The organism is Burkholderia sp. SIMBA_051, assembly GCF_046534915.1.
GTDB classification, from domain to species: Bacteria; Pseudomonadota; Gammaproteobacteria; order Burkholderiales; family Burkholderiaceae; genus Burkholderia; species Burkholderia ambifaria.
Genome location: NZ_JAWRXS010000607.1, coordinates 1 through 252, shown reverse-complemented (window position 1 = coordinate 252; position 252 = coordinate 1). Strand labels below are relative to the sequence as shown.

The window sequence follows — 252 nt, the reverse complement described above, 5'->3', positions numbered from 1 at the left end:
GCCGCGCCATCAGCGTATAGGCGCCCCGGACCTTGAAGCTGAAGCTCGGCTGCATGTCTTCCCGCTTGAGCAAGACGCGACTGCCCAGGCGTTCGGACAGCCGCGACAGGGATTCGAGCGGGGTCTTGACGGCCACGTCGTAGACGGGAGCGTTCAGGATACTGGTCAGATAATTGAAGTCGTCGTGCATGGTGTGATCGGACGTGAACTGAATCGCGGCCGCCTCAATGTGCGTCGCGCTCGGCCACCGCC

At 63.1% G+C, this 252-nt stretch carries 1 protein-coding gene; it reads right to left on the bottom strand.

The genetic code is table 11. The features are described from left to right. Positions 1-190: pyridoxal-phosphate dependent enzyme (locus SB771_RS35925; protein WP_410722155.1), on the bottom strand; the 190-nt coding region annotated here is incomplete at its 3' end. Positions 191-252 lie beyond the last annotated feature (62 nt).